Origin of the sequence: Pseudomonas sp. AG1028 (assembly GCF_007993955.1) — a bacterium.
Lineage (GTDB): Bacteria > Pseudomonadota > Gammaproteobacteria > Pseudomonadales > Pseudomonadaceae > Aquipseudomonas > Aquipseudomonas straminea.
On sequence record NZ_VIVP01000010.1, the window covers coordinates 17,519 to 38,628 of the forward strand.

At 63.9% G+C, this 21,110-nt stretch carries 18 protein-coding genes; 8 read left to right on the forward strand and 10 right to left on the reverse strand.

Translation table 11 applies throughout. The features are described 5' to 3' along the window. Positions 1-140: 140 nt before the first annotated feature. Both FB481_RS17220 and FB481_RS17225 read right to left on the reverse strand, forming a co-directional pair. Positions 141-1,634, reverse strand: coding sequence for an aldehyde dehydrogenase (locus FB481_RS17220; RefSeq protein WP_147177150.1), 1,494 nt, complete (start codon positions 1,632-1,634; stop codon positions 141-143). A gap of 13 nt (positions 1,635-1,647) precedes the next feature. Then, positions 1,648-3,030: a glutamine synthetase family protein gene (locus FB481_RS17225; RefSeq protein ID WP_147177151.1), complete on the reverse strand. Its 1,383-nt coding sequence runs from the start codon at positions 3,028-3,030 to the stop codon at positions 1,648-1,650. 135 nt (positions 3,031-3,165) lie between these two features. Between FB481_RS17225 and FB481_RS17230 the strand changes: the two genes are divergently transcribed. After that, positions 3,166-4,077, forward strand: a complete 912-nt coding sequence (locus FB481_RS17230) for a LysR family transcriptional regulator (RefSeq protein WP_256662771.1) — start codon at positions 3,166-3,168, stop codon at positions 4,075-4,077. A gap of 188 nt (positions 4,078-4,265) precedes the next feature. After that, entirely contained in the window at positions 4,266-5,330 is a 1,065-nt protein-coding gene (locus FB481_RS17235; RefSeq protein ID WP_093502611.1) for an NAD(P)-dependent alcohol dehydrogenase, read from the forward strand. A 66-nt stretch (positions 5,331-5,396) separates the two neighbouring features. On the opposite strand, the gene FB481_RS17240 is transcribed toward FB481_RS17235, so the two are convergent. Continuing rightward, on the reverse strand, positions 5,397-6,179 hold the full coding sequence (locus tag FB481_RS17240) for an amidohydrolase (protein ID WP_147177153.1): 783 nt from the start codon (positions 6,177-6,179) through the stop codon (positions 5,397-5,399). Positions 6,180-6,248: 69 nt separating this feature from the next. Next, entirely contained in the window at positions 6,249-7,397 is a 1,149-nt protein-coding gene (locus FB481_RS17245; RefSeq protein ID WP_093502607.1) for a pyridoxal phosphate-dependent aminotransferase, read from the reverse strand. 98 nt (positions 7,398-7,495) lie between these two features. Here FB481_RS17245 and FB481_RS17250 point away from each other — a divergent pair, with 98 nt between their 5' ends. The 3 genes from FB481_RS17250 to FB481_RS17260 all read left to right on the forward strand — a co-directional run bounded on the left by FB481_RS17250 (position 7,496) and on the right by FB481_RS17260 (position 10,019). Continuing rightward, complete coding sequence (locus FB481_RS17250; protein WP_093502605.1) at positions 7,496-8,383, forward strand: LysR family transcriptional regulator; 888 nt, start codon at positions 7,496-7,498, stop codon at positions 8,381-8,383. A gap of 121 nt (positions 8,384-8,504) precedes the next feature. After that, entirely contained in the window at positions 8,505-9,227 is a 723-nt protein-coding gene (locus FB481_RS17255; protein ID WP_147177154.1) for a pirin family protein, read from the forward strand. 288 nt (positions 9,228-9,515) lie between these two features. After that, positions 9,516-10,019 (forward strand): murein L,D-transpeptidase family protein, encoded by a 504-nt coding sequence (locus tag FB481_RS17260; protein WP_147177155.1) that lies wholly within the window; start codon positions 9,516-9,518, stop codon positions 10,017-10,019. 39 nt (positions 10,020-10,058) lie between these two features. Here the strand turns inward: FB481_RS17260 and FB481_RS17265 are convergent, their stop codons facing one another. Both FB481_RS17265 and purL read right to left on the reverse strand, forming a co-directional pair. Continuing rightward, the gene (locus tag FB481_RS17265; RefSeq protein ID WP_147177156.1) at positions 10,059-10,376 is read right to left on the reverse strand and encodes a YqfO family protein; all 318 of its coding nucleotides are present in this window, start codon (positions 10,374-10,376) and stop codon (positions 10,059-10,061) included. Positions 10,377-10,681: 305 nt separating this feature from the next. Further along, positions 10,682-14,578, reverse strand: coding sequence for a phosphoribosylformylglycinamidine synthase (gene purL, locus FB481_RS17270; RefSeq protein ID WP_147177157.1), 3,897 nt, complete (start codon positions 14,576-14,578; stop codon positions 10,682-10,684). Positions 14,579-14,766: 188 nt separating this feature from the next. Between purL and mltF the strand changes: the two genes are divergently transcribed. Beyond that, entirely contained in the window at positions 14,767-16,230 is a 1,464-nt protein-coding gene (gene mltF, locus FB481_RS17275) for a membrane-bound lytic murein transglycosylase MltF (RefSeq protein ID WP_147177158.1), read from the forward strand. Positions 16,231-16,248: 18 nt separating this feature from the next. On the opposite strand, the gene FB481_RS17280 is transcribed toward mltF, so the two are convergent. Then, entirely contained in the window at positions 16,249-17,139 is an 891-nt protein-coding gene (locus tag FB481_RS17280) for a LysR family transcriptional regulator (RefSeq protein ID WP_147177159.1), read from the reverse strand. Positions 17,140-17,243: 104 nt separating this feature from the next. On the opposite strand from FB481_RS17280, the gene FB481_RS17285 reads away from it, so the two are divergent. Beyond that, complete coding sequence (locus FB481_RS17285) at positions 17,244-18,077, forward strand: SDR family oxidoreductase (RefSeq protein WP_147177160.1); 834 nt, start codon at positions 17,244-17,246, stop codon at positions 18,075-18,077. A 1-nt stretch (position 18,078) separates the two neighbouring features. Further along, positions 18,079-18,582, forward strand: coding sequence for a lipocalin-like domain-containing protein (locus FB481_RS17290; protein ID WP_147177161.1), 504 nt, complete (start codon positions 18,079-18,081; stop codon positions 18,580-18,582). Positions 18,583-18,593: 11 nt separating this feature from the next. Here the strand turns inward: FB481_RS17290 and FB481_RS17295 are convergent, their stop codons facing one another. The 3 genes from FB481_RS17295 to FB481_RS17305 form a co-directional block, all read right to left on the reverse strand. Continuing rightward, entirely contained in the window at positions 18,594-19,052 is a 459-nt protein-coding gene (locus FB481_RS17295) for a hypothetical protein (protein WP_093502587.1), read from the reverse strand. A gap of 74 nt (positions 19,053-19,126) precedes the next feature. Continuing rightward, positions 19,127-19,603, reverse strand: a complete 477-nt coding sequence (tadA, locus tag FB481_RS17300; protein WP_093502585.1) for a tRNA adenosine(34) deaminase TadA — start codon at positions 19,601-19,603, stop codon at positions 19,127-19,129. Between the two features lie 15 nt (positions 19,604-19,618). Further along, a complete protein-coding gene (locus tag FB481_RS17305; RefSeq protein WP_093502583.1) occupies positions 19,619-20,995 on the reverse strand; it encodes a multicopper oxidase family protein in 1,377 nt (458 codons plus the stop codon). Between the last annotated feature and the right edge of the window lie 115 nt (positions 20,996-21,110).

The window sequence follows — 21,110 nt, forward strand, 5'->3', positions numbered from 1 at the left end:
GCAAATCCATTCGAGACCTCGCGAGCTAGAGCCATGCAAGGCAAAAACAGACGAGGAAGCGGAATGTACTGTCGTACATGAGCATTCCGAGATTGTTTTTAACGCCGCAGGGCCGACGCGCAGCAGGTCGGTTTTTAACCTCAAAGTTTGATCCAGGTCGCCTTTAGTTCGGTGTATTTGTCAAAGGCATGCAGCGACTTGTCGCGGCCATTGCCCGACTGCTTGAAGCCGCCAAACGGCGCGGTCATGTCGCCGCCGTCGTACTGGTTGACCCACACGCTGCCGGCACGCAACGCCCGGGCGGTGCGGTGGGCGCGGGAAATGTCGCGGGTCCACACGGCAGCGGCCAGGCCATAGGGCGTGTCGTTGGCGATGCGAATGGCTTCTTCGTCGCTGTCGAAGGTGATCACCGACAGCACCGGCCCGAATATCTCTTCACGGGCGATGCGCATGGCGTTGTTTACACCGGCGAAAATGGTCGGCTGCACGTAGCTGCCGCCGGTTTCCTGCAGCGCACGTTCGCCGCCGGTGAGGATCTCCGCGCCCTCCTCGCGACCGGACTCGATAAAGCCGAGCACGGTGGCCAGGTGGCCGTCATCGACCAAGGCCCCGACACGGGTCTGCGGATCCAGCGCATGGCCGGGTTTCCACTGTTGCAGTGCCGCGACCACCATGGGCAGGAAGCGCTCCTTGATGGAGCTTTCCACCAACAGGCGCGAACCCGCCACGCACACTTCGCCCTGGTTGAAGGCGATGGCGCTGGCGGCGGCATCAGCGGCGGCCTGCAGATCCGGTGCATCGGCGAAGACGATGTTGGGGCTCTTGCCGCCCGCTTCCAGCCACACGCGTTTCATGTTCGATTCGCCGGCGTAGATCATCAGCTGCTTGGCGATTTTGGTGGAGCCGGTGAACACGATGGTGTCGACGTCCATGTTCAGGGCCAGGGCCTTGCCCACGGTGTGGCCGTAGCCCGGCAGCACGTTGAACACACCGGCCGGGATACCGGCTTCGATGGCCAGTTGGGCGACGCGAATGGCAGTCAGCGGCGACTTCTCGGACGGTTTGAGGATCACCGAGTTACCGGTGGCAAGCGCCGGGCCGAGCTTCCAGCTGGACATCAGCAGCGGGAAATTCCACGGCACGATGGCCGCCACCACGCCGACCGGCTCGCGGGTGACCAGACCGAGCTGATCGTGGGGCGTCGGCGCGACTTCGTCATACAGCTTGTCGATGGCCTCGGCGCTCCAGCGAATGGCATTGGCCGCACCGGGTACGTCGATGCTCAACGAGTCGCTGATCGGTTTGCCCATGTCGAGGGTTTCCAGCAGCGCCAGCTCCTCGGCATTGGCCATCAGCTTGTCGGCAAAGGCGATCAGCACACGCTTGCGCTGCGCGGGGGCGAGTTTTGCCCAGTCGCCGCGCTCGAAAACCTCGCGAGCAGCCTTGACGGCCAGCTCGGCATCCTCGGCCATGCAGCTGGCCACGCTAGCCAGCTGGCGACCGTCCACCGGGCTGATGCTGTCGAAGGTCGCACCACCTACCGCATCGCGATAAGCGCCGTTGATGAAGGCACGGCCTTCGATACGCAGGCTCTGGTAACGCTGCTCCCAATCCTGGCGAGTCATGGTTGTCATGTTCATCACTCCATCAGACGGTATGCAGATACCAGTTGTATTCAAGGTCGGAAATGGTGGTTTCGAACTCGTGCATTTCCGCTTCCTTACAGGCGACGAAGATGTCGATGTATTCGGGGCGGATGTACTTGTTCATCACTTCGCTGTCGTCCAGCTCGCGCAAGGCGTCACGCAGGTTGTTCGGCAGGCTCTGCTCGAGCTGCTCGTACGAGTTGCCCTCGATAGGCGCGCACGGTTCCAGCTGGTTGGTCAGGCCGTGGTGAATACCGGCCAGAATCGAGGCCATCATCAGGTACGGGTTGGCGTCGGCGCCGGCGACGCGGTGCTCGATGCGGATCGCATCGCTGCTACCGGTCGGCACGCGCACGGCCACGGTGCGGTTGTCCAGGCCCCAGCTTGGCGCGTTCGGCACGTAGAACTGTGCGCCGAAACGGCGGTAGGAGTTGACGTTCGGGCACAGGAAGGCCATCGACGCCGGCATGGTATCGAGGATACCGGCGATGGCATGGCGCAGCGGCGCATGCTGCTCCGGGTCGTCGGTGGCGAAGATGTTCTGCCCGGTTTTCTTGTCGAGCAGCGAGATGTGCACGTGCAGACCATTACCCGCCTGCCCCGGATAAGGCTTGGCCATGAAGGTCGAATCCATCTCGTGGTCATAGGCGATGTTCTTGATCAGACGCTTGAGCAGCACGGCGTAGTCGCAGGCCTTGATGGCGTCCTCGACGTGGTGCAGGTTGACCTCGAACTGCGCCGGTGCACTTTCCTTGACGATGGCGTCGGCTGGCAGATCCTGCTCCTTGGCCGCCTCGAGCATGTCCTGCAGGCAGTCGACGTACTCGTCGAGGTCGTCGATCAGGTAGACCTGGGTGGAGATCGGGCGCTTGCCGGAAATCGGCGAGCGCGGCGGCTGCGGACGGCCGTTCACGTTCTCCTGATCGATCAGGTAGAACTCCAGCTCAAAGGCCGCGCAAATGGTCAGGCCCAGCTCGTCGAACTTCTCCACCACCTGGCGCAGCACTTCACGGGGATCGGCGAAGAACGGCGCGCCGTCCAGCTCGTGCATGGTCATCAGCAGCTGGGCGGTCGGGCGCTTCTGCCACGGCTCTTTGCACAGGGTGCCGGGGATCGGATAGCAGATGCGGTCGGAGTCGCCGATATCCAGGCCCAGGCCGGTGCTTTCCACGGTGGAGCCGTTGATGTCCAGGGCGAACAGTGACGCCGGCAGGTTGATACCTTTTTCATAGACCTTGTGCAGACTGGCGCGCTCGACGCGCTTGCCGCGCACGATGCCGTTCATGTCGGTGATCAGCAGGTCGACGTACTGAATCTCCGGGTGATCCTTGAGGAAAGTGTTCGCTTCATTGAGCTGAACGACACGTGGGGAAACCGAAGTCATGGGAAATACATCCTTTCGCATCGGCGCGCCCGCGGAAGACATCTCACGAGCCTTTGCGCCTCATTATTCTGGGTATCCGCTAGCGGATTTGATTCTGGGCAACGCCTTGAGTATAAGTGGGCGCACACGCAACCGATACTGGCAGCAGAGCAATTGACGATTGCATCCACGCAATACCAGATCAGCCATGTCGACCTCGCCCTGGTGCTCGCCCTGGTGCGCGGACGCTCTCTGGCGCGGGCTGCCGAGCAGTTGCAGGTGGACGTGTCGACGGTGTTTCGCGCCATCCGCAAGCTGGAGGCCAATCTGGGCATCGCCCTGTTCGAGAAAAGCCGTCGTGGCTACATGCCGACCCAGAGTGCCCAGGCCCTGGCCGAGCAGGCCGAGCGCGCCGAGCAGGCCCTGGATGCGGCGCGCATTGCCCTGCAGCATGGCGAGAAAGTGATCAGCGGCACGGTGCGCCTGACCTGTACCGATGCCGTACTGCAGAACCTGCTGCTGCCCAGCCTGGCCGAGCTGATGCCGCGCTACCCGGCGCTGTCGCTGGAGCTGGCCACCACCAACACCTTCGCCAACCTCAGTCGCCGCGACGCCGACATCGCCCTGCGCCTGTCCAACGCACCGCCCGAGCACCTGGTCGGCCGCCAGCTCGGCCACACCGCCTATTACATCTGCGGCCGCCCGGAGCACCGCGATGCCTTCCTGCAATCGCCCACCTCGGTGCCGTGGATCGCCCCCGACGATTCCATGCCCGATCACCTCACCGTGGCCTGGCGTCACCAGGCGCACCCCAGCTTGGTGCCACGCTATCGCTGCAGCAGCATGTCGGCGGTCGCCACCCTGGTACAGGGCGGCCTGGGCATCGCCGCCCTGCCCGATTTCATGGCTCGCAGCCTGGCTGGTGTGGAGCGCCTGAGCGATGCGTTGGCCGGTTGCGACACCGACCTGTGGCTGCTGACCCGCCCCGACTGCCTGGCGCTGCGCTCGGTGCAAACACTATTTGACGAGCTCACCCCGCTGCTGCGCGCGCGTCTGAACAGCCGCTAGTTGCTGCCACTCGGATAGTGCCGAGACCGCTCATGGAACCATCTGCCGCAGCGCACTTTCTTAAAAGACCCAAGAGGATCGGGACAGACAGCGACAGGATTGTGCAATCGCCTCGACGCGGGGCTGCACTACGCTTATCAACCCCACACGGCCACAAGCCGTTGATTTTCAAACGATAGGAATTGCCCATGACCACCATTCTCGGCTATGCCGCCCAGGACTCCAGCAAACCTCTCGCGCCCTACCGCTTTCAGCGCCGCGCCGTCGGCGCAAACGATGTGCAGATCGACATCCTCTACTGCGGCGTCTGCCACTCCGACCTGCACACCGCACGCAATGAGTGGAAGAACACCCTGTACCCCTCGGTGCCCGGCCACGAGATCGTCGGCAAGGTCACTGCCGTCGGTAGCGACGTGACCGGCTTCAAGGTAGGCGACCTGGCCGGCGTCGGCTGCATGGTCGACAGCTGCCAGAGCTGCCCGTCCTGTTCCGAAGGCCTGGAGCAATACTGCGAGAACGGCTTCACCGGCACCTACAATGGCCCGCTCTTCGGCGGCGAAAACACCTTTGGCGGCTACTCCGACGCCATCGTCGTCGACCAGAAGTTCGTCCTGCGCATCCGTCACACCGACAACCTGGCCGCCGTTGCGCCGCTGCTGTGCGCCGGGATCACCACCTACTCCCCGCTGCGCCAGTGGAACGTCAAGCCGGGCGACAAGGTGGGTATCGTCGGCCTCGGCGGCCTCGGCCACATGGGCGTGAAGATCGCCGCTGCGATGGGCGCTCACGTGGTGCTGTTCACCACCTCGCCGAACAAGCGTGAAGACGCCCTGCGTCTGGGCGCAGCCGAAGTGGTGGTATCGAAGAACGCCGACGAGATGGCGGCCCACGTCAACAGCTTCGACTTCATCCTCAACACCGTGGCTGCACCGCACAACCTGGATGCCTTCCTCGGCCTGCTCAAGCGCGACGCCACCATGACCCTGGTCGGCGTACCGGATTCGGCGCACCCGTCGCCGGAAGTCTTCGGGCTGATCTTCAAACGCCGCCGCCTGGCTGGCTCGCTGATCGGTGGCATCGCCGAAACCCAGGAAATGCTCGACTTCTGCGCCGAACACAACATCGTCTCGGACATCGAACTGATCGATATCCAGAACATCAACGAAGCTTACGAGCGCATGCTCAAGAGTGACGTGAAATACCGCTTCGTGATCGACATGGCCTCCCTGGCCAAGGATCAGGACGCGGCGTAACGTCAGCGCCTGATTGCCCAAAGGCCCGGTCTCGCCTTCGCGAACCGGGCCTTTGGCATTTCTGGCTCAGCGAAACTCGAACGGATCAGCATCCTGATGCGCCGGGAAGCGCTCGCGGTAGGCGGCCAGGGCCGCAGCGTCGAGGCGCTGGCGGAATACGCCGGCCTTGTCATGTGCATCGAGCAGGCTGTCGCCCTGGAAATCCAGCACTTGGGAGTCGCCGCTGTAGGGATGGCCTTTGCCGTCCACGCCGATGCGATTGACCGCCGCCACGTAGCAAAGGTTTTCGATGGCCCGCGCCGGCAGCAGGCGGTTCCAGTGCAGGCGCCGCGCTGCCGGCCAGTTGGCGGTGTAGAGCAGCAGGTCGGTGCCTTCGGCATCGCGGCTCCACACCGGAAAGCGCAGGTCGTAACAGATTAGCGGGCGTACGCGCCAACCCTTGACCTCGAACAGCGCCTGACGCTCACCGGCAGCGTAGTGCTGGTGTTCGCCGGCCATGCGAAACAGGTGGCGCTTGTCGTAATGGGCCAGCGAACCATCCGGCCGCGCCCACAGCAGGCGGTTGCGGTAGCTACCATCGGCGGCCTGGATGATCAGGCTGCCGGTGATCACCGCATTGAAGCGCTGCGCCTGCTCACTGAGCCAGCGGCTGGTCGGCCCGTCTTCCGGTTCGGCCAGCTCGGCGGACTGCATGGAAAAACCGGTGCTGAACATCTCCGGCAGGATGACCAGATCGGCGCCCGCGGCCTGCAGCACCTGCGTCTCGAAGTGAGCGCGGTTGCCCGCAGGGTCGTGCCAGGCCAGGTCACTCTGGATCAGCGCCAGTTCGAGATGGTCTTGTTTGCTCATCGATGTCGCTCCCGTGATATCGCTTGCCAAGCGGTGGACAACGTTCGCGGTTGTCCACCCTACGAGGTGCTAGATGGCGCTGAGTTTTTCCGCGGCCTGGCGCAGGGTGTCCTCGCGCTTGGCGAAGCAGAAGCGCACCAGAAGCTGTGAGGGGTCCGGCCGCTCGCTGAACACCGACACCGGAATCGCCGCCACGCCATGCTCGCGGGTCAGCCACTGGGCCATGGCCACATCGTCCAGGTCCGGGCGGATCGCCGAATAATCGGCCAGTTGGAAATAGGTACCCGGCGTACGCGTGAAGGTGAAACGCGAGCCGGCCAGCAGGTCGCAGAACAGGTCGCGCTTGGCTTGGTAGAACGCCGGCAGCTCGGCCACATGCTCCGGGCAGGCGGCCATGAAGTCGGCCAATGCGTACTGCAGCGGCGTCACCCCGCAGAAGCTGACGTACTGGTGTACCTTGCGCAGCTCGGCGCTCAGCGCCGGCGGCGCCACCACGTAGCCGGTCTTCCAGCCGGTGACGTGGTAGGTCTTGCCGAATGAACTGACCACGAAGGCCCGCGCGTACAGCTCGTCGTGAGCCAACACGCTGGCATGCTGGCGACCGTCGAACACCAAGTGCTCGTAGACTTCGTCGCTGACGATATGGATGTCGCGATCGCGGATCAGCGCGGCCAGGCGGTCCAGCTCGTCGCGGCTGATAAGCGCGCCACTGGGGTTGTGCGGCGTGTTGAGGATGATCAGCCGGGTGCGCGGGCTCAGCGCTGCCTCCAGGCGTTGCCAGTCGATGGCGAAGCTCCCCTCGGCCAGCGGCACATGGATGCAGCGCCCGCCAGCCAGGGTCACGCTCGGGTCGTAGCTGTCGTAACAGGGGTCGAAGACGATGGCCTCGTCGCCGGGATGGATCAGCGCCTGGATCGCGCAGAAGATCGCCTGGGTAGCGCCGGGCGCGACGGTTACTTCGCTGTCCGCACTGACGTTGCGCCCGTAGAGCCGCTCGATCTTCAGGGCGATCTGCTCGCGCAACGCCGGCAACCCGGCCATCGGTGCGTACTGGTTGTGCCCCGCCGCCACATGCCGGGCCAGGGCCTCGCGCAGCGCTTCGGGGCCGTCGAAATCTGGGAAGCCCTGGGACAGGTTGATGGCGCCCGTCTGGGCCGCGAGCTGGGACATGGTGGTGAAGATGGTGGTGCCGACAGCGGGCAACTTGCTGGTGAACATCGACGCGTCCTGGGCAGTTGAGGCAGACGCCGAGGATAGCCGATGGCGCGAAGCCCACGCACCCGGTAATAATCGCCGCCTTGCCAACGAGAATGCCCATGAACGTCGAAGACCTGCGCCTGTTCGTCACCACCCTGGACGCCGGCAGCTTCACCGCCGCCGCCGATGCCCTCGGGGTGACCAAGCAGTACGTAAGCCGTCGCGTCGCCGCCCTCGAAGCACTGCTCGGCGTCCGCCTGCTCAACCGCACCACGCGCCGCCTGCAAGCCACGGAACTGGGCCTGCTGCTGTACGACAAGGCCATCACCATTCTCGCCGACCTGCGCGACGCCCAGGAGCTGGTATCGGCTCAGGGCGCGTCCCTGCGCGGCACCCTGCGGGTCAGCGCGCCGATGACCTTCGCCACCCTGCACCTGAGCCATGTGCTGCCGCTGTTCATGCGGCAGCACCCGCACATCAACCTGGAGATCGACCTCAACGACCGCGCCGTGGATCTGCTCGCTGACGGCTACGACATGTCGATCCGCATCGGCACCCTGGAAGACTCCAGCCTGATCGCCAAGCGCCTGACCGACATGCAGACCATCCTCTGCGCCAGCCCCGCTTACCTGGAGGAACACGGCACGCCGGCCAACCTCGACGCACTGCAGCAGCATGCCTGCCTGCTTTACGGGCACAGCCGCCACGTGGAATGGCGCCTGCGCGAGACCGGCAAGCCGAGAAGCCTGAGCATGCGCGGCCAACTGCGTGCCAACAATGGCGAGCTGATTCGCGATGCGGCCATCGCCGGCATGGGCATCGCCTACCTGCCCACCTTTATCGTCGGCCAGGCCCTGGCGAGCGGCGCGCTGGTGCCGATACTCAAACAGCACTGGCCGGCGTCGGCGGCGGTGTATGCGGTCTATCCGCAGCACCGCCAATCGGCCCGTGCGGTTCAGGTGTTTTCGGATTTCATCAAGCAACAGATCGAGCACCTGAACGCCTGAAATCGTCAACCTGAAACGGACAATGAGTCCATTTACAGCCAATTAATCAATCCTCAGATAGTCAGTAATATCACCTCCATGCCGCCAATCAAGGCCGCACTCATCAACCGGAGGATTCATCATGCTGGCTATCCGTAAAGCGACCGATCGTGGCCATGCCAACCATGGCTGGCTCAACTCCTTCCACACCTTTTCGTTCGCCAGCTACAACAACCCGAAGGAGCGTGGCTTCTCCGACCTGCTGGTGATCAACGACGATACCGTGGCCGCCGGCCAGGGTTTCGGCGAACACCCGCACCGCAACATGGAGATCTTCTCCTATGTGCTGCAAGGCGCCCTGGAACACAAAGACAGCCTGGGCACCGGCTCGGTGATCCGCCCTGGCGACGTACAGTTGATGAGTGCTGGTACCGGCGTATCGCACAGCGAGTTCAACCACTCGCACAGCGAGCAGGTGCACTTCCTGCAGATCTGGATCGTGCCGAGCGAACGCCAGGCCGAACCGCGCTACCAGCAAGAGCACTTCAGCGAAGCGCAGAAACGCGGCCGCCTGCAGCTGATCATCTCGCCCGATGGCGCCGATGGCTCGCTGACCGTGCGGCAGAACGCACGCGTCTACGCCGGTTTGTTCGACGCTGACGAGCAGGCGCACCTGCAACTCGGCGATGACCGCTACGCCTACGTTCATGTGGCCCGCGGCAGCGTCCAGCTCAACGGCGAGCAGTTGCAGGCCGGTGACGGTGTGCGAGTGCGCGATGCCCGCGACCTGCACCTGAGCAACGGTCAGCAGGCCGAAGTGCTGGTGTTCGATCTGCGGCCCAACGAGCTGCCGTCGTTGTACTGAGGTTGACGCCGTAGCCCGGCGTTGAGCGCAGCGATACCCGGGAGATGCTCCCTGCTGTCGTTGCGCGATTTTCGTCGCCTGCAGCTGAGCGAAGCGAGGCGCGGGGAGCGCTGTTCAGTTTTGCTGGCTAGGGCATAACGAATACCGCTTCCTGGGTTTCGCTTCGCTCTACATCAGGCTATCCAGGCAAAGCGATGCGCGGGGCAGCAGACTCTAGGCGCCCCGATGCTGCAACCTTTAGAATGAGCCTCCGCCGCCCGCCGGCCCTCTGCTCAGTCGAAAATCCCCATGCGCTGGTTGCTCGCCTTCACCCTCTTCTCTTTGGCCCTGGCCGGGCACGCAGCCACTGCGCCTGCCACTCCCGTGGCGACCGTCGACAAGGTTTTGGTGGAGAAATCCCTGCGCCGGCTGCAACTGATCAGCCAGGGCAAGACGCTGAAGTCGTACCGCATTTCTTTAGGTAAACAGCCGGTCGGCGCCAAGCTGCGCGAGGGCGATTTGCGCACGCCCGAGGGCTTTTACTGGATCGACTGGCGGCGCCAGAGCGAGAAGTACAACCTGTCGATGCACATCTCCTACCCCAACGCCCGTGACCAGGCACAGGCAAAGGCCGCCGGGGTGAAGCCGGGTAGCATGATCATGATCCACGGCACGCCGCTGGACGATGAATACCCGGAGTGGTTCTTCCACACCCTGGACTGGACCGAAGGCTGCATCGCCATGAAGAACGCCGACATGCGCGAGGTCTGGACGCTGGTGAAGGACGGTACGCTGATCGAGATTCGCCCCTGAGGTGATCCGCAGGAGCGAAGCCAGGACGAGAAGCGGTGGTTAGAACTGCAGATCGGACAAGCGCCACACTTCGAAGGCGGGCACTTCATAGGGGTGGGCTTTCTTCAAGGCTTTGACGGCGTTGTGGATCAGCTCATCGCCCACCACCAGCTCGACTTTCCACTCAGGCACGGTCGCCAGTTCACCGCTCTGACCAATGTAAGGCTTACTGCCTTCCAGCGGGCGGAACTGGCCGCGGCCCTGGGTTTGCCAACAGCAGTGGTCGTAGCCAGAGGCGCGCCCGGCGCCCTCGGCGAATACTGCCGCTTTCACGCTTTCCAGATGGCTTTCCGGAACGTAGAAACACAACTTGTACATCAACTACTCCACTGCAAGTCGCTGAAAACAATGAGCCAATAATGCCACAGCATGATGGCACATTGCCTAGCAAGATTCGTGACACAGCCAACACTGCTGAAACATTCGGACTTATCCGAGAAGGCACCATTCGGGGTTGCCGCAAGGTGCCAATCACTTCCTGCAGACTAGCTGGTGCCGTTTAAAAACCCAGGCGCCATGTCTCAAAACCGACGATCTGAACCAGCGGTTACTGCTCAATTCCGCAAACGAAAAACGCCAGGCAATGCCTGGCGTTTTTCTGTTTCGTGCAGCGAGCGACTTGATCAGTCGACCCAGACCCGCGCGTTACGGAACATGCGCATCCAGCCGCCATCTTCCTGCCACTCGTCCGGCCGCCAGGAGTTCTGCACGGCGCGGAACACGCGCTCCGGATGCGGCATCATGATGGTCACGCGACCATCGCGGCTGGTCAGGCCGGTGATCCCGCGCGGCGAGCCGTTCGGGTTGGCCGGGTAGGCTTCGGTGACCTTGCCGTGGTTGTCGATGAAACGCAGCGCCACGGTGCCGGAAAGGTCGGCTTCGAGCAGCGCTTCCTCGCTTTCGAACTCGGCATGGCCTTCACCGTGAGCGATGGCGATCGGCATGCGCGAGCCGGCCATGCCACGCAGGAAGATCGATGCCGACTCCTGGACCTGAACCATGGCCACGCGCGCTTCGAACTGCTCGGAGCGGTTGCGCACGAAGTGCGGCCAGAACTCGGTACCCGGAATCAGCTCGTGCAGGTTGGAGAGCATCTGGCAACCGTTGCACACGCCCAGGGTGAAGCTGTCCTTGCGCTCGAAGAAGCCTTGGAAGGCGTCGCGGGCACGGGCGTTGAACAGCGCCGACTTGGCCCAGCCTTCACCGGCTCCGAGCACGTCACCGTAGGAGAAGCCGCCACAGGCAACCAGGCCTTTGAAGTCGTTCAGATCAACGCGACCGGCGAGAATATCGCTCATGTGCACGTCAACCGAAGTGAAGCCGGCGCGGTCGAAGGCCGCGGCCATTTCCACCTGACCGTTGACGCCCTGCTCGCGCAGCACGGCAACCTGCGGGCGCACGCCCTTCTTTATGTATGGTGCGGCGATGTCGTCGTTGACGTCGAAGCCCAGCTTGATCGACAGGCCCGGATTGTCTTCTTCCAGCAGCGCGTCGAATTCCTGATCCGCGCAGTCGGCGTTGTCACGCAGACGCTGGATGCGATGGCTGGTCTCGGCCCACTGGCGCTGCAACAGGCGGCGCTGGCCGCTGAACACCGGCTGGTCGTTGTAACTGATGAACACATCGCCGTTGTTGACCGGTTTGCCGATCACCGCCACGCAGTCTTCCAGGCCAGCGGCGCTGAACTGGGCGAGCACGTCCGGGGTGGCGTCCTGGCGAACCTGGATCACCGCGCCCAGCTCTTCGTTGAACAGGAAGGCGGCGAGTTCTTCGCGGCTTTCGACCAGACCGTCGAGCTGCAGGTTGAGGCCGCAGTGGCCGGCGAAGGCCATCTCCAGCACGCTGACCAGCAGGCCGCCGTCGGAACGGTCGTGGTAGGCCAGCAGATGACCATCGGCGTTGAGGCCCTGGATCACCGCGAAGAAGGCCTTGAGATCTTCGGCGTCGTCGACGTCCGGCGCCTGCTGGCCGAGCTTGCTGTACACCTGAGCGAGGATCGAGGCGCCCATGCGGTTCTGGCCACGGCCCAGGTCGATGAGGATCAGATCGGTCTCGCCCTTGTCCATGCGCAGCTCTGGGGTCAGGGTCTTGCGCACGTCGGCGACCGGAGCGAAACCGGTGACGATCAGCGACAGCGGCGAGGTGACGCTCTTCTCCGCGCCCTCTTCGCTCCACTTGGTTTTCATCGACATCGAGTCCTTGCCGACCGGAATGGTCAGGCCCAGCTCCGGGCAAAGCTCCATACCGACAGCCTTGACGGTGTCGTACAGGCGGGCGTCTTCACCTGGGTGACCGGCAGCAGCCATCCAGTTGGCCGACAGTTTGATGTCGGAGAGTTTTTCGATGTGCGAAGCGGCGATGTTGGTGATGGTTTCGCCAATGGCCATACGCCCGGAAGCTGGGGCGTCGAGCAGTGCCAGCGGAGTGCGCTCGCCCATGGCCATGGCTTCACCGGTGTAGACGTCAAAGCTGGTGGCGGTCACGGCAACGTCGGCCACCGGCACCTGCCACGGGCCGACCATCTGATCACGGGCGACCAGGCCGGTGATGGTACGGTCGCCAATGGTGATCAAAAAGCTCTTGCTGGCCACGGCCGGGTGACGCAGTACGCGCTCGGCGGCTTCGTTGATGTCCAGCTTGCTCGGGTCGAAATCGTCGCCCAGCTCGGCCTCGCGGGTCACCGAACGGTGCATGCGCGGCGGCTTGCCGAGCAGCACTTCGAGCGGCATGTCCACCGGGGTGTTGGCGAAGTAGCTGTCGGTCACGGTCAGGTGCGGCTCTTCGGTGGCCTCACCGACCACCGCGAACGGGCAACGCTCGCGCTCGCAGATGGCCTGGAAGCGCGCGAAGTCCTTGGCGCTGACCGCCAGCACGTAACGCTCCTGGGATTCGTTGCTCCAGATCTCGTGCGGGGCCATGCCCGGCTCGTCGTTGGGCACGTTGCGCAGCTCGAAGCGGCCACCGCGGCCACCATCGTTGACCAGTTCCGGGAAGGCGTTGGAGATACCACCGGCGCCGACGTCATGGATGAAGGCGATGGGGTTGGCGTCGCCCAGCTGCCAGCAGCGGTCGATGACCTCCTGGCAGCGGCGTTCCATTTCCGGGTTCTCGCGCTGCACCGAGGCGAAATCCAGATCGGCCGAGCTGGCACCGGTAGCCACCGAGGAGGCGGCGCCGCCGCCCAGGCCGATCAGCATGGCCGGGCCGCCGAGCACGATCAGCTTGGCGCCGACGGTGATCTCGCCCTTCTGCACATGGTCTTCACGGATGTTGCCCATGCCGCCGGCGAGCATGATTGGCTTGTGGTAGCCGCGCACTTCGTCGCCGTGCGGGGTGGCGATCGATTGCTCGAAGGTCCGGAAGTAGCCGGTCAGCGCCGGACGGCCGAATTCGTTGTTGAACGCGGCGCCGCCCAGCGGGCCTTCGATCATGATGTCCAGCGGCGTGACGATGCGCTCGGGCTTGCCGTAGGCCTGCTCCCAGGGCTGCTCGAAGCCGGGGATGTTCAGGTTGGAGACGGTGAAACCGGTCAGGCCAGCCTTCGGCTTGGCGCCGCGGCCGGTAGCGCCTTCGTCGCGGATCTCACCGCCGGAGCCGGTGGACGCGCCGGAGAACGGCGAGATGGCGGTCGGGTGGTTGTGGGTTTCCACCTTCATCAGGATGTGCACCGGCTCCTGCACCGCGCCGTACTGGCGGGTTTCAGGATTGGGAAAGAAGCGCCCGGCGGTGTGGCCAACGATCACCGAGGCGTTGTCCTTATAAGCGGACAGCACGTTCTCACTGTGCATCTGGTAGGTGTTCTTGATCATGCCGAACAGGGACTTTTCCTGGCTTTCGCCGTCGATGTCCCAGCTGGCATTGAAGATCTTGTGGCGGCAGTGCTCGGAGTTGGCCTGGGCGAACATCATCAGTTCGATGTCGTGCGGGTTGCGCTTCAAGCCCTGGAAGGCGTTGACCAGGTAATCGATCTCGTCTTCGGCCAGGGCCAGGCCCAGCTCGACGTTGGCCTTCTCCAGCGCCGGGCGACCACCACCGAGGATGTCCACGGCGGTCAGCGGCTTGGGTTCGGCATGGCTGAACAGCCCGGCGGCGTCTTCCAGCTTGTTCAGCACGACCTGGGTCATGCGGTCATGCAATACGGCGGCGACCTGCTGCACATCGGCGTCGCTCAGCTCGCCGGCTACATAGTAGGCAATGCCCCGCTCCAGGCGACGGATCTTGTCCAGGCCGCAGTTGCGGGCGATGTCGCTGGCCTTGCTCGACCACGGCGAAATGGTGCCGAAACGCGGGATGGTCAGCAGCAGGCGACCGCTGGGCTCCTGCACCGGCACGCTCGGGCCGTACTTGAGCAGACGGGCCAGTACCTGCTCTTCGTCGGCACTCAGCGCACCGTCGACGTCGGCAAAGTGGGCGAACTCGGCATACAGGCCGGTCACAGCAGGCACTTTACTGGTCAGTTGCTCGAGCAATTTACCGTGGCGAAAGGCGGAAAGGGCGGGAGCGCCGCGCAGGATCAGCATCAGGGGACAGCCTCTGGGAAGGGGGTGTGCTTTGAGGGCGCATATTCTAGCCTAAAGCGACGAGCGCGGCACGCCCGCTCATGCCCTGACCGGCCAGCCGGCGCGCCTCTGGAAAGCGCGTTCGCCTAGCAGAGCGCACGTGCACTGTCCAGATATGGAACGGCACGGCGTTGGCGTATACTGCGCCGATGCCCTCTCCAAACCTGATTGGCAAGCGCTACGCCGGCTGGCTGTCGGCGATCGGATTACTCCTGATGCTCAGCGGCTGCGCGGAACCTCCGAGCAGCCTGGAGCGGATCAAGGAGGAAGGCGTGCTGCGCGTGATAACCCGCAACAGCCCCGCCACCTATTTCCAGGATCGTAACGGTGAAACCGGCTTCGAGTACGAGCTGGTCAAGCGTTTTGCCGACGACCTGGACGTCAAGCTGGAAATCCAGACGGCCGACAACCTCGACGATCTTTTCTCCCGCCTCGGCAAACCGGGCGGCCCGGTGCTGGCCGCCGCCGGCCTGGTGGAAAGCGCAGGCCGCCAGCAAAGCGCGCGCTTTTCCGTGCCCTACCTGGAAGTGACCCCGCAAATCGTTTACCGCAACGGTCAGCGCCGCCCGAGCCGCCCGGAAGACCTGGTCGGCAAGCGCATTCTGGTGCTCAAGGGCAGCAGCCACGCCGAGCAGTTGGCTGAACTGAAAACCCAGGTGCCCGACCTTCAATATGAAGAGTCGTCCGATGTGGAGGTCGTCGATCTGCTGCGCATGGTCGACGAAGGCGAAATCGACCTGACCCTGGTCGACTCCAACGAGCTGGCCATGAACCAGGTGTATTTCCCCAACGTGCGTGTCGGCTTCGATCTGGGTGACTCGCGCAACCTGGTCTGGGCGGTGGCACCGGGCGAGGATGACAGCCTGCTCGAGCAGGTCGACGGCTTCCTGCGCCGCTCCCAGGACAACGGCAGCCTGCAGCGCCTTAAAGAACGCTACTACGGCCATGTCGACGTTCTGGGTTACGTGGGCGCCTACACCTTCGCGCAGCATCTGCAGCAACGCCTGCCGCGCTACGAGAAACACTTCCGCAAGTCTGCCAAGGAAAACGACCTGGACTGGCGCCTGCTTGCCGCCGTCGGATATCAGGAATCACTCTGGCAGCCTGGCGCCACCTCAAAGACCGGTGTGCGTGGGCTGATGATGCTGACCCTGAACACCGCCCAGGCAATGGGCGTATCCGACCGCCTCAACCCGCAGCAAAGCATCCAGGGCGGCGCCAAGTATCTGGTGCATGTGAAAGAACAACTGCCTGACAGCATTCAGGAGCCGGATCGTACCTGGTTCGCCCTCGCCTCCTACAACATTGGCGGCGGCCACCTGGAAGATGCGCGCAAGCTCACCGAGGCCGAGGGCCTGGACCCCAACAAGTGGCTGGACGTGCAGAAAATCCTGCCTCGCCTGTCGCAGAAGCAGTGGTACAGCAAGACCCGCTACGGCTATGCCCGCGGCGGCGAGCCGGTGCATTTCGTGCGCAACATCCGACGCTACTACGACATCCTCACCTGGGTAACCCAGCCGCAACTGGAAGGCAGCCAGGTCGCCGAGAGCGGCCTGCACGTGCCGGGTGTCGGCAAGGATCACCCGGAGCAGCAGGAAAAGGCGCCGCTTTAATCCTTTCCCCAGGCGCCGCTAGCGAACGCTCTTCATGACCTCGATAAATGCCCGCAGCGCCGCCGACACGTGGCGGTGGCCCGGGTAATAAAGACGCAAGCCTCCGACCGGCGGCGACCAGTCCTCCAGCACCGCGACCAGCTTGCCCTCCTCCAGCCAGCACTGCGCCGCCATGTCCGGCACATAGGCAATGCCCAGCCCGGCGGCGGCCGCCTCGATCATCAGTTGCGTATGGTTGAGGGTCAGGCTGCCCGGCACATCCACGGCGACTTCCTGGCCGCGCTGTTCGAACTCCCAGCGATACAGCTTGCCGCTGGGCAGACGCTGGCGGATGCAGCAGTGGTTACGCAGATCCTCAGGCGTTTCGGGCCGCCCGGCGCTGGCCAGGTACTCGGGCGAGGCCACGGCAAGAAAACGAAAGTCCTCACTGAGTGCGACGGCGATCATGTCCTGAGGCACGGCCTCGGCCAGGCGGATACCTGCATCGAAGCCTTCGCGCACCACATCCACCAGATGACCGTCGCTGACCAGATCCAGGGAAACCTGCGGATAGCGCGCTAGAAACGCAGGCACCACGCGCTTGAGCAGTACGCGCATGGCCTCCTCGCCACCGTTGATGCGCAAGGTCCCGGTGGGGTGACCGCCCTCCTCGGTCAACGCGTCGATGGCCTGATCCAGTTCCTGCAGCACTGGCGACAAACGCTGCAGGAAATGCTCGCCCGCTTCGGTCGGCGCCACACTTCGTGTGGTGCGGTGCAGCAGGCGCACGCCCAGCCGGCGCTCCAGCGCGGCGATGGCATGGCTGAGCGCGGAGCGGGAAATGCCCAGCTCATCAGCGGCCTTGCGAAAGCTGCGGTGCTGCGCAACCGCCATCAGGGCAGTGAGATCACTCAGCGACGGCCTGCTCATTGTTGATCCTCATTCACCAGCTCATGCGAATTAACGCCGATTATCACAACAAATAATCTGTTTACAGTGAATGCACCCATCAAGCAACGAAAGAGGTGCACAGCATGAACAAGACCTGGCTTATCACCGGTGCTTCTTCCGGGCTCGGCAAGATCATGACCACCCACCTACTGGAGCGCGGCGACCGGGTAGTCGCCACCGCACGCCGTGAGCAAGCTCTGCAGGAGCTGGCCGACCAATACGGCGAACAGCTGCAGGTGCTCACCCTGGACCTCACCGACACCGCGCAGATCAGCCGCGTGATCGATCACGCCTTCGCCCGCGCCGGGCGTATCGACGTCATCGTCAGCAACGCGGGCTACGGCCTGTTCGGCCCCGCCGAGCAGGTGAGCGACGAGCAGATCGAACGGGTGCTGGCGACCAACCTGACCGGCTCGATCCAACTGATCCGCCGCAGCCTGGCTCACCTGCGTGCCCAGGGTGGCGGCCGCATCGTTCAGGTGTCTTCCGAAGGCGGGCAGATCGCCTATCCCGGCTTCAGCCTCTACCACGCCAGCAAATGGGGGATCGAAGGCTTTGTCGAATCCGTGGCCCAGGAAGTCGCGCCCTTCGGCATCGACTTCATCCTTGCCGAGCCCGGCCCGACGGGCACCAACTTCGCCGCAGCCCTCGACCTGGCTACGCCCTCCGGCACCTATCAGGACACGCCGGCCGGCCAAGTGCACGCAATGATCAAAAGTGGCGAATTCGAAATCCGCGGTGATGCCGTCAATACAGTCGCGGCAATCATCCAGGCGGCCGATGCGAGCAACCCGCCCCTGCGCCTGGCCCTGGGCAGCACCGCCTATGAGAATATCCACCGCGTCCTGACCGAGCGCCGCGAAGCGCTCGAAGCGCAGCGTGATGTGGCTCTCTCGGCCGACAGCCAGGAGGTCTGAAATGCATCTGCATTCATTGACCCGCCTGGCAGCCGCGGCCACGTTGCTGCTGGCTGCCATGAGCAGCAACGCCGAGTCGAAATCGAACAAGGTCGCCGGAACCTGGAACCTGATCGCCGCCAAAGTCGAAAACGACGGCGTAATCAGCCATCCCTACGGGCCCGAGCCGAAAGGCCGACTGGTATTCACACCGGATCTGTACTTCGTGGAGTTTCTGCACGACCCGCGCATTCCGCGCTTTGCCTCCGACCAGCGCGGAGGCGGCACCGACGCGGAGAACCGCGCCGTGATGGCCGGCAGCCTGGCGCTGTACGGGCGCTACAGCGTCGATGACCAAGGCAACTTCAGCGGCAATACCGTGGAAGGCTCATCCTTCCCGAACTGGACCGGCGACGTGCGAACCACCCGGGAACTGCGCATGGAGGTACAGGGCAATCGCATGATCGAAAGTTTCCAGCGCCCTGGCGGTGCCAAGGTCAGCCTGGTGTTCGAGCGCGCTCGCTAAGCGAAAACGCCTCAGCGCGTGACGGTCTGATTGCCCATGGCGCAGAAACTCTGCGCCTGCTTCTTCGCTGGCAAGGCACTCCACTGGGTCGAGCACTGCGCCAGGCTCGGCGGGCGGCTGACGCTCAGCACCGCACCATCATCGATGCTGATCAGATAGGGCTGGTTGTAGTGCATCTTGTCGTACCAGCCGCTGATCTGTAGGTCGCTGTAAACACAGCGGTAATGCATATGCCCGGTGAAGCCCTTGAATTTGTCGCGCTGGAAGATGTGGTGATACTGCATCCAGTCGCGCTCACGCTGCCCCTTGCGTACGGCATCCAGGCAACCCTGCAACTCTGTGATCTGCGGCTCGTGGAGAAAGATGCTCTGGGCCAGATTGGAGCCGTCCAGCTGCACCGTGGCCACCAGATACACCTGCCGCTCCGCCGCCTGGGCAGATGCGCCCAGCAGTGCCACCGCTGCAAACATCCCTGCTTTGATCAATCCCGATACTCCCCATGTATTGTCACGGGCGTAGAAATATCTGGCCCTATAGCCACCGACTATCCCCGCCGCGCCTTGAAAAACGCCCTCAGCACCTCACCACACTCCTCGCCCAGCACCCCGCCCTCGACCCGCACGCGGTGGTTGAGAAAGGCCTGATCGAAGAACTGGCCTCGGCTTACCGCCATGCCCGCGCGGGGTTCGCTGGCGCCGAATACCACGCGTTGCACACGTGAGTGGACGATCAGCCCCGCGCACATGGCGCAGGGTTCCAGGGTCACGTAAAGAGTGCTGCCGGGCAGGCGGTAGTTGGCGATGGCCTGAGCGGCGGCGCGGATGGCGACCATCTCGGCGTGGGCGCTGGGATCCGAAGTGGAGATCGGGCAGTTGAAGCCGCGGCCGATCACTTCGCCGTCCTGCACCAGCACGGCGCCGACCGGCACTTCGCCGCGCAGAGCGCCTTCGGCAGCCAACTCCAGCGCTTCGCGCATAAAGCGCTGGTCCTGGCTGCGGTCGATGATCAGCGGGGCTTTCAAATCAGGGCACTCACGTCAGGCGATCTCGACGGCGGCCATCAGACCGGTTTCCATATGGTCGATGACGTGGCAGTGGAACATCCACACGCCAGGATTATCGGCCACGAAGGCGATGCGCGCGGTCTCGTTCTTGCCGAGCAGGAAGGTATCAGTGTAGTACGGCTCGATCTTGCGGCGGTTGGAATCCAGCACTTTGAAGATCAAGCCATGCAGGTGGATCGGGTGCTGGTACTGGGCCATGTTGCGCAACACGAAGATGTAGTGACCGTCCTTTTTCAGCTTGGCGATGGGCCGGTCGGCGCAGGTCTTGTCATTGATGTCCCAGGCCTGCCCGTTGATCTGCCAGTACTTGTAGCGGCCGGCAGCCTCATCAGCAGGCGATGCCAATGCCGCGGCCCACTCGAAGTTGAAGCGCAGAGTTTCGGCTTTCGTCAAGTCCGGCTCGGCCACCGGGTTCGGCGGCAACGCCGGCGGCCATTCGGCGGCAGGCTCGTCGCTGGCCACCGACTTGATGGTCGCCAGGCGCAATGGCCCGTTACGCAGCGACAATTCTTCGCTGCCAGCCGCCGGCACCTTGAGCGCCAGGTCGATGCGCATGCCCGGGCCCAGCCAGTAGTCCTTGCCCAGCGGGCGTGGTTTTATCGGATTGCCGTCCAGAGCATAGATGCGCGCCTCGCCGCCCGAGAGATTGAGGCGATAGGTGATGGTGCTGTCGACGTTGATCAGGCGCAGGCGCACCACCTGGCCGGCGGGCAACTCCAGGGTCGGCAACGACACGCCGTTGATGGTCGACAGGCGACCGCGGGTGCCCTCCCGCGCCGCTTCGCGGGGCACGCTGAATTCGGTGAAGCCGCCCTGTTCGTCCACGTGCCAGCTCTTCAGGCACAGGGTGCGCTCGTGCTTGAAGCCAGTAGGCTCGCGCTCCTCAATGACCAGCGGGCCGACTAGCCCACGGCCCAGCTGTTTGGCGCTGGACTCGTGGGGGTGGTACCAGTAGCTGCCGGCGTCCGGGGTGACGAAGCGGTAGTCGAAGAATTCCCCCGGCAATACCGGCGCCTGGGACACATAGGGCACGCCGTCCATTTCCAGTGGCAGGCGGATGCCGTGCCAGTGGATAGTGGTGGGCTCGGGCAGGTGATTGATAAAGCGCACGCGCAGCTCGTCGCCCTGGCGGCAGCGCAGCTCCACGCCGGGCGCCTGACCACCGAAGGTCCAGGCTGGGGTGACATGGCCAGGCACCAGTTCGATGTCGTGGGGCGCCGCGATCAGCTCGTAGTCGTGGGTCTTGCGATCAAACGGGCGACCCAGCCAATAACGCGCGCCGCCAGCGCCGAGACCGACCACGCCGAGGCCGACCAGACCGCCCAACACCTGTCTACGGGTGAAACTCATGAAACCTGCTCCTGAAGCGGGACTGCGGTGACACTAATCAGGTCTGAACGATTGCGCCTCTGCGGGCACTGGAGAGCTGCGCACGATACACCTTGAACGCGGGGGCGTTAAGCCG